Raw genomic sequence first — 9,071 nt, forward strand, 5'->3', positions numbered from 1 at the left:
GGGAGAAATCGGATTGTCAGCCAGAACTCCGAGTTACATCAGATGAACCGCATCGACATCGGCGATCAGCGCCGCACGTGGGATCTGTTGTTCGGCAGCGTGCGCGAGCATGGCGCGCAGCGCCTCAGACAGCGCGGCACGGCTCTCCGACTTCAGCACAAAGTGGAAGCGATAGATCCGTTTGATCCGCGAGAGCGGAGCGATTGCCGGGCCGATGATGCGCACCTTCGGTAGAGACATCTTTTCCAGGAAGCGTCCGAGCGTTGCTGCCCATCCCGCCGCCTGCTCCAGATGGTCTGACTGGATGACCAGGTTTGCGAGCGCCGTAAATGGTGGATAGTGCATCCACCGCCGGTACTGCAGCTCTTTCTGCACGAAGGCGTGGAAGTCATGCTGCTGCGCGAACTTCATGGCGTAGTGCTCGGGATGATAGCTCTGCACCACGACTCGTCCGGGTTTGTCGCCGCGTCCGGCGCGTCCGCTGACCTGGGTGAGCAGTTGAAAGACACGCTCGGCGGCGCGGAAATCAGGGAGACCCAAAGCAAAGTCCGCGCCGACGACGCCGACCAGCGTGACACCGTGGATGTCGTGGCCCTTGGCGATCATCTGCGTACCGACCAGGAGATTGATCTCACCGGAGTGCAGGCGCGTGAGCAGGCGTTCCATATCCGCGCGGCCGCGCACGGTATCGCGGTCCATGCGGCCGATGCGCGCGTTGGGAAAGATCTCGGCCAGCCGCTCTTCGCCCTGCTGTGAGCCCGCGCCGAGGTAGTACAGGTGTTCTGACTGGCAGTGCGGGCAGTGTTGCGGTACGGTGCGACGGAAGCCGCAGTAGTGGCATTCCAGACGCTGCCCGGCACGCGCGTGATTGTCCATCTCATCGGCGCGGCCATGCTTGTGATAGGTCATGGCGATGGCGCAGTTCTGGCACTCGATCTTTTCACCGCAGGAGCGGCACATCACCACGAAGCTGTAGCCGCGTCGGTTGAGAAGAATGATGGCCTGCTCGCCGCGGTCGAGTGCGGCACGGGTTTCTTCAATCAGCGTGCGCGAGAAGATCTGGTCTGCGCCGGTTTGCTGGAACTCGGCGCGCATGTCTATGAGTTCAACCTCGGGCAGCGGACGGTTGGAGACGCGGTCTGGCATCTCGACGCGCGCATACTTGCCCCGCTGCCCGTTGTGCCAGCTCTCAAGGGAGGGCGTGGCGGAGCCCAGGGCGATGGCAGCGCCGTTCAGGCGAGCACGAACGATGGCCGTGTCGCGCGCGTGGTAACGAGGCGTCTCCTCCTGCTTGTAGCTGCCGTCATGCTCCTCGTCCACAAGGATGAGCCCGAGGTTCGATGCCGGCGCGAAGATGGCTGACCGCGTACCGACGACGATAGGCGCTTCGCCGCGGCGAATGCGATGCCACTGCTCGGCGCGCTCATCGGGGGAGAGCTGCGAGTGCAGCAGGGCCACCTGCGATCCAAAGGCCGCGTAGAGCTGCGCGGCCATGGCGGGCGTGAGGCCGATCTCCGGAACGAGAAGGATGGCGGCTTTGCCCCGGTCAAGCGCGGCCTGCATGGCGGCGAAGTAGACGGCGGTCTTACCGCTGCCGGTCACGCCGTAGAGCAGGATGGGCTGGAACTGTTCTGCAGGCGCGTCCAGTGCCGCGATGATGGCGTCGGCGGCGGCCTGCTGTTGCGAGTTCAGCGTGTGTTCGTGGGCATGTTTCTTGCCGGGTGCGTGGACTGCGCCGAGATGGAAGTTCTCGGGGACCTCTTCGATGGTCACCAGGCCTCGCCGGACCAGTGTGACGAGCGTTGTCTGCGGCACCGGAAGCCCGCGCAGGTCGGCGAGCTTCATCCGACCATTGACGGCGGCGAGCTCCGAGAGCAGGCGCATCTGGTTGGCGTTGAGCTTGGGAAGCCGGGCGTCAGGGACAAGGACGGCAACGCGCTCCATGCGGCGGGCGTCGCGCTGTTCGGCGACGGTCTCGCGTACGAGCCACTTCTTGCGCACCATGCCTTCCAGCAGCGCTTTGTTGGCTCCGGTGCTGGAGCGAATGCGGCCGGGGCGCAGAGCATCACCGGCTTCCAGCAGGTTCAGGACGGCGTACTCGCGGTTCTGGTCTTCAGGCGAGAGCTTGCTGCGGCGGGAAGAGCCGACTTCGGCTCCCTGGTAAAGAATGGCGCGTCCTGTCTCGCTGATGCGATAAGTGATGTCGCGGCGGACTTCCGCCATCAGGGGCAGCATGCCGCGCAGCACCTCGCCCAGCGGAGCGAGGTAGTAGCTGCTGATCCAGGCGGCCAGCTCCATCTGCTCAGGTGAGAGTACGGCTTCTGCATCCAGCACCTGCTGGATCGGTTTGGTCTCGACCTCTGGAGGCGGTGGCGTGTCATGGACTTTGACGACGATACCCATCAGCTTCTGCCCGGAGAAGGGAACCAGAACGCGGGCTCCGACAGCCGGAACGACGCCATTTACCGCGTAGGTAAAGGGGCGGTCCAGGGGGACGGGCAGAGCGATGTCGGCGAAGCGGGACACTGCTTCTAGGGTACGAGGATTGGGTGCGGATATGTGGTCTGGATTTGCCCTCAGCGGCTGAAGCCGCCGTCTGTGGAGCGTTTGTACGGGACGGCTGAAAGCCGTCCCCTTAAGCAAGACATTCGCACCGCAGGTGCGAACTAGTTGCGCGGTGCGCAACGGTTTTGCTTAAGGGCATGGCTTCAGCCATGCCGGAGTTGAGCTGCGAAGGAAGCGGCTTTAGCCGCTGAGGGCAAWGTGTTGGAGAAGCRGATTTCTCCGCTACGCTACGAAATGACAAAACTAAAAAGCGGTTTTATCTAGCGGTCGCGGTCGACGACGTAGGCCGGCACCCACAACAGGGCGCGCTTGGCGTCAGTGTCGGGCAGGTCGGCGATGGAGAGCCGTGCCGCTTCGGCGTAGGCGCGGGCGGTGTCGTGCGCGTACTCGAGTGAGCCGTGCCGTCCGAGGATCTCCAGAATCTGCGAGTGCGTCACCCGCTGGAAGCTGCGGTCGGCCAATACGGTACGGATGGCCTCACGGTCGGCTCCGGTGCCACGCTCCAGGGCGTGGATCACGGCCAGGGTCGCTTTGCCTTCGCGAAGGTCGCTGGCGACAGGCTTGCCCAGGGTGGACTCGGTCGCGGTGAGGTCCAGCACGTCGTCGATGATCTGGAAGGCCAGGCCGAGATTGCGGCCGTATTCGCCGAGCTGGGCTTCAATGGCATCTGGAGCGCCGGCGACAGTCGCGCCAAGCTGCATGGAGACCTTGAAGAGGCAGGCGGTCTTGCGGAAGATCAGGTCGAAGTACTCTTCCTCGTTGATCAGGTGGCCGAGCTTCTGCATCTGTAGCAGCTCGCCTTCGACCATCTGCTGGGTCAGTGAGATCAGCAGGTCGAGGATGTGGAAGTTCTGCTCCTGCAGCGCCGCGTTGAAGGCCTGCATATAGAGCCAGTCGCCGGCCAGGACACATTTGGAGTTGCCCCAGGTGGTGTTGGAGCTGGGACGGCCGCGGCGGGTGTCCGCCTCGTCGATGATGTCGTCGTGTACCAGGGTGGCGGTGTGCAGCATCTCGACCACTGATCCCAGCCGGATACGCGATTCGCCCTCGAAACCGAGCGCCTTGGCGCTGAGCAGCAGCAGCAGGGGGCGGATGCGCTTGCCGCCGCCGGCGATGAGATAGCGGCCGATCTCGGTGATGACTTCCACCTGGGACTGCGACTGTGAGACGAACTCCCGCTCAATGGCGGCAAGATCGTCACGCAGCAGGTCGAAGACCTCTTTCGCCGTCGCTATCTGCAAATCACTCACTCTTTTGAATGTACCAGTTACTTGGACGAAGGTGATGCCGTAAGAGCGCGGCGTTGCCGGTGCCGGACGATTACCGCGCTGAGACCGAGCAGCAGCAGCAGGTCCAGCGTAAGCCCGGTCCAGATCCAGCCTCCCCGCCCGACGGAGCCGGGATCGAAGTAATAGTGAAACGGCCAGCCGTGAGGGGTAAGGCAGCTCGGACAGGGTGGGCGAAGGTGCCGCGTAGCTCCGTCAATGAACTCGGCGAGAACGCCAAGAACCACGGCAGTCTGAATGTATTGGACGACTACCGCGGTTCTGGTCATGGCTTGGAGCTTTTCCCTGTGGGTGTAGTGTAGGGCTTCCGCATCTATGGGCGCTTTCCGTAATGAAAGCGCCGCTGTACGACGCTTCCGGGATACCCAGCAACAGGGAAAACGCTCTAGTTCGAACGGTAGTTGGTGAACTGCAGATCGATGCCGAGGTCTTTCCCGCGCAGCAGAGCCATAACCTCCTGCAGCACGTCGCGGTCCTTGGAGGCGATACGGACGGTATCGCCCTGAATCGAGGCCTGAGCCTTCTTCTTGGAGTCCTTGACCAGGGCAACGATCTGCTTGGCCTTCTCGGAGGGGATGCCCTGTTGCAGTTTGATCTTCTGGCGGGCAGATCCGTGCGAGCCCTGCTCAATCTTTTCGAAGTCCAGGTTCTTGAGCGAGATGCCGCGCTTGACCAGCTTCTGCTGCAGAATCTCGCTGACCGCCTTCAGCTTGTACTCGTCTGTGGCGGCGGTCTGGATCACGTCCTGACCTTCGAGGGTGATCTCGCCCTTGGCGTCCTTCAGATCGAAGCGGGCCTTTACTTCTTTCAACGCCTGTTCAATGGCGTTTCGTACTTCCTGAATATCTACTTTGCTGACAACATCAAACGAGTTTTCGCCTGCCATGTTTTTCTCCGTGGTCTAGCTTACGCCAAAGATGCGCCGGAAGTTGGCGGTAGTCGCCTGGGCAAAATCCTGCGGCGTCAGGCCGCGCGCGGCGGCGATTGCTGCTGCGGTATAGGCCGTGTAGGCGGGCTCGTTGCGCTGGCCGCGATGAGGAATCGGAGCCAGATAGGGAGCGTCGGTCTCCACCAGAATGCGGTCCAGCGGTGTCGAGATGGCCACCGCCATCAGGTCTTTGGACTTCGGGAAGGTCGTATGTCCGGCGAAGGAGAGGACGAAGTTGTTGGCCAGGCTCCGGTCGGCGTGGTCCTGCGTTCCACTGAAGCAGTGCATAACGCCGGTGATGTCGTGTGGTGTCCAGTGCTCTTCGATCAGGGTGAAGAGATCGTTCCACACATCCAGGCCGGGGAAGTTCGGGGTGCCGTCGTTGGGGCGGCAGTGGATCAGGATAGGTTTACGAGCCGCCACGGCAATCTGCATCTGCCGTGCGAAGCATGCTGCCTGAATCTCTGGAGCCGGCGATTCGGCGTGGTAGTAGTCCAGGCCGATCTCGCCGACGGCGATGCAGTTGGGATCCTGCACAAGCTGTTCCAGGCGCGCGTAGTCGGCTTCCGTGGCCTCATGCGCGTTGCCGGGATAGATACCGGCGCTGGCGTAGACGGCGGGAGTCGAGGCGGTTGCTGGACGAGCCAGCGCCAGGCCGTTGCCCATGGAGGCGGGGCCTTCCCCGATGCCGATGGTCAGGATGGTGCGGACGCCGGCGGCATAGGAGCGCGCCAGCACGGCGTCCAGATCCTCGGCAAAGCGGGGATTGTCCAGGTGGCAGTGCGAATCGACCAGATGCATTACTTCAGGCGTGCTCCCAGCGGCAGGCTTTCGAGGAAGGTGGCCAGGTAGGGATGTCCGTGGTCGCCGATGCTGGCGGCTACGATCATGCCGTTCGACTCCAGGCCACGCATCTTGCGGGGCGCGAGGTTGGCGACGATGACGACAGTGCGGCCGATGAGCTGTTCGGGCTCGTAGAACTCGGCAATGCCGGAGAGGATCTGCCGCTGCTCGAAGCCCAGGTCTACCTGCAGCTTCAGCAGCTTGTCTGCCTTGGGAATGCGTTCGGCGGCGAGCACCTTGGCGACACGCAGGTCGACCTTGGCGAAGTCGTCGATGGTGATGGTCTCGGCGATAGAGGGAATACCGTTGGCATCCTCGGCGGGCGCAGCAGCTTCTGCGGGTGCAGTGGCTTCGGCTACCGCGGTAGCAGCTTCGGTGGCGACGGGTTTCTGTTCGGTGTCGGTCATCTTCTGAATCAGTTCCTTGGGTGCACGCGGGAAGATAGGAGCAAGCGCACCGAGCTTCGTGCCCGGCCTGAGGCCGCCCCATTCGAGGTTTTTGAGTTCACCGCTGTTGGCGGCCTCACTCATGTGGCCGAGCCCAAGCTGGGCCCAGACCTTGCAGGTGGTGTACGGGAGGTAGGGATAGAGCGATGCCGTGAGGTGACGGATCGCCTCGGCCGCGCTGTAAAGCACCTCTGCAAGCTGCTCCTTCTTCGTCTCGTCAGCCGCAAGCTTCCACGGCGCATTGGCCGTGATGTAGCCATCGGTGACAGCGATCAGGTTCCAGATCCGCTGCAGATGCGTACCGAAGTCGTAGTCGGTCGGGACACCGCTCAAGAGGGCTTCGCGGGGATGAGAGCCCGTCGTGGCAGTGTTTGCTACGTTCGGGACAATGCCCCCGAAGTACTTCTCAATCATCGCCAAGGTGCGGCTGACGAGATTGCCGTAGCCGTTGGCGAGGTCAGAGTTATAGCGCTGCACCAGCGCATCGAAGCTGAAGCTGCCGTCCTGGCCGAAGGGAATCTCGCGCATCAGGAAGTAGCGGAGCACGTCGGTACCGAAGAGGTCCTGTTCTTCCGTCGTAGCCCCGGGCTTCAGGCTGCCAAAGGCGTCCAGAATGGTCTCGGCGCGCACGATGTTGCCGCGCGACTTGCTCATCTTGCTCTCCTCAAAGAGCAGCCAGCCATGCGCCTGCACCATCTTCGGCAGCGGAAGGCCGGCGGCCAGAAGGAAGGCCGGCCAGTAGATGCAGTGGAAGCGGATGATCTCTTTGCCGACGAGGTGGAGATCGGCGGGCCAGAACTTGTCGTAGGTCTCGCAGTCGTCCTGTCCGAAGCCGAGCGCGGTCATGTAGTTTGCCAGCGCGTCCAGCCAGACGTAGATGACGTGCTTCTGCTTGCTCTCGGAGGCGGCCGGCTCAGGAACGGGAATGCCCCAGTCGAAGCTTGAGCGGGAGATGGAGAGGTCCTTGAGTGCTCCGGGGATATAGGCCGTGCCGGCGGCGGAGAGCTCGAGTACCTCGGCGGGCGCAGCGGCTACATTGCCACGCAGGAAGCTCAGCACCTCGTTGCGGCGGGCTTCCGGCTCGACGGCGAAGCGGCCCGACTCGATCAGGTCGATCAACTGAAGCTGAAAGCCCGAGAGGCGGAAGTAGAAGTTCTCTTCGGTGACGGTCTCCAGCGGGCGTCCGCAGTCTGGGCAGGGCGTCCCCGGGGGCAGATCGACAAACGCCTCATCGGAGACGCAGTAGCTGCCGGTATAGCTGTCCAGGTAGATGTGTCCGCCCTCGTAGAGACGGTTGAAGAGCGCCTGAACGCCCTTGGCGTGGCGTTTCTCGGTGGTGCGGATGTAGTCGTTGTAGGTAATGCCCATCCGGTCCCACAGGGCGCGGAAGGTCGCCGAGACCTCGTCGGTGAACTGCTGCGGCGTAATGCCGGCAGCCGCGGCGGAGCGCTGAACCTTCTGGCCGTGCTCATCGGTGCCGGTGAGGAAGTAGACGTTGTCGTTGCCGCGCAGCAGGCGCTGGCGGCGCGCAATCGTATCGGCCGCGAGCGTGGTGTAGGCATGGCCGATGTGCGGACGCGCATTGACGTAGTAGATCGGCGTGGTCAGGTAGAAGGTGCCGGGCTTGTGCTGGTCAGACATGGTCAGTTGTTAAGGATAAACGGGTGGGAGGCAGATAAATGGGCGGGAAGCGCTGAAGGCGCGTTCCATACCAGCCTGGGGCAACGCCCCAGGTTTCGAGGCCCACAGGATTTAAAGGGCTTTAGAGTCTGTGTGAGAGAGGCATCATCTCTCTGGATGAGTGAGCCGTTGTTGGAGGATTTCATTGTTGAGTGTGGATGGGAGCTGTTTTAGTGGGATTTCTGGAGGATGTAGATGCGTTTGAGGTTGTAGGCGGTGGCGGCGAGGGCGAATGTACATCGCTCTTCCGTCCGGATCTCGTAGCTTGTGGCGCATGCGTTTCAGACGCGGATCATGGCCGGCAAGATCGGTTGCCGGCTTGCGGGTGTTGAGTTCGCGGGCCAGGTTGGAGTCCGGTACATAGGCATCGACGTTGAGCACTTCCATTCGTTCTACGTTTTGGTTGGAGTAGTAGCCGGAGTCGGCCAGCACGCGCCGGGGAAGCTCTCCGCAGGTCTCGTTGACCAACTTCACCATCGGTTCCAGGCCGTCGTTCTCGTTGCCCGACTGAGTCACCCTCTGAGCCACGATGAGGTGATCTTCTGAGACCGCGATCTCACCGGAGTAGCCCAGCAGGAAGCGGTTGCCGCGGCTGCGTAAAAAGCGCGCATCCGGGTCGGTGATCGAGCGCTTCTCAGAGGGTCTCTTCGCCCGCCGGGGAAGCGGCTTGAGCGTCCCAGCAGCGTCCTCGATGGCGTCGATCGCAGTTCCTACGCGACTGCCCGCGCCTTCGTTCGGCTCATCCCCGTCGCAGCTCTGCTGCCAGCGGCGTATGTTCCGGCGGGTCTTGGCCCTTTGCTGCCGCTCCTTGGCGATGACCTTGTCCGGGGATGCCGACGCCTTGATCCGAGTCGCGTCGATCGCTACGGTGCCTAACTGAGCTAACCCCAACGATCGGGCCATCTCCACCACCTGCGTGAAGCAGTCGTTGATCGCCCGTCCATGACGGGTGCGGAACGCGTTCAACGCCCAGAAGTCAGGCGTCGCCGCTCCCGCAAGGAAGCGGAACGCGAGGTCTTCACGGATACGCTGCTCCAGACGGCGAGACGACGTTACACCCAGGAGGTAGGCATACAGCCACACCTTCAACATCAGCGATGGATCATACAGACGCCCGCCTATCTGACCATACGACTGAGCAAACCGGCTCAGATCCAGCTTCTCTACACTCTTGTGAACGAAAAAACACAGATGATCCGCACTCAGAACTTCATCCACTCGAGGCGGCACCAGGTACCCTTGCTCCGGCGAATAGGGCAAATACCGTGACATACTCTCTTCTCGTATAAATAACCCCGAAAAGCAAGTACTCACACAGACTCT

Annotated in this window: 7 protein-coding genes; all 7 read right to left on the bottom strand. The window is 62.3% G+C overall.

Annotation, left to right across the window (positions count from 1 at the left end; translation table 11 throughout):
• Positions 1-33 precede the first annotated feature (33 nt).
• The gene (priA, locus tag AB4Y89_RS16345; protein ID WP_442302005.1) at positions 34-2,526 is read right to left on the bottom strand and encodes a replication restart helicase PriA; all 2,493 of its coding nucleotides are present in this window, start codon (positions 2,524-2,526) and stop codon (positions 34-36) included.
• A 299-nt stretch (positions 2,527-2,825) separates the two neighbouring features.
• Entirely contained in the window at positions 2,826-3,815 is a 990-nt protein-coding gene (locus AB4Y89_RS16350) for a polyprenyl synthetase family protein (protein WP_442302006.1), read from the bottom strand.
• A gap of 17 nt (positions 3,816-3,832) precedes the next feature.
• Positions 3,833-4,120 carry a hypothetical protein gene (locus AB4Y89_RS16355; protein WP_442302007.1) on the bottom strand — a complete coding sequence of 96 codons (288 nt, stop codon included), beginning with the start codon at positions 4,118-4,120 and terminating at the stop codon, positions 3,833-3,835.
• 116 nt (positions 4,121-4,236) lie between these two features.
• Entirely contained in the window at positions 4,237-4,737 is a 501-nt protein-coding gene (locus AB4Y89_RS16360; RefSeq protein WP_442302008.1) for a YajQ family cyclic di-GMP-binding protein, read from the bottom strand.
• A 15-nt stretch (positions 4,738-4,752) separates the two neighbouring features.
• Positions 4,753-5,580 carry a TatD family hydrolase gene (locus AB4Y89_RS16365; RefSeq protein ID WP_442302009.1) on the bottom strand — a complete coding sequence of 276 codons (828 nt, stop codon included), beginning with the start codon at positions 5,578-5,580 and terminating at the stop codon, positions 4,753-4,755.
• The gene (metG, locus tag AB4Y89_RS16370) at positions 5,580-7,709 is read right to left on the bottom strand and encodes a methionine--tRNA ligase (RefSeq protein WP_442302010.1); all 2,130 of its coding nucleotides are present in this window, start codon (positions 7,707-7,709) and stop codon (positions 5,580-5,582) included. Before metG ends, AB4Y89_RS16365 begins: the two co-directional genes overlap by 1 nt.
• Before the next feature lie 144 nt (positions 7,710-7,853).
• Entirely contained in the window at positions 7,854-9,020 is a 1,167-nt protein-coding gene (locus tag AB4Y89_RS16375) for a transposase (protein WP_442302011.1), read from the bottom strand.
• Positions 9,021-9,071 lie beyond the last annotated feature (51 nt).

The organism is Terriglobus sp. 2YAB30_2 (assembly GCF_052114765.1).
In the GTDB taxonomy this organism is placed as follows: Bacteria; Acidobacteriota; Terriglobia; order Terriglobales; family Acidobacteriaceae; genus Terriglobus.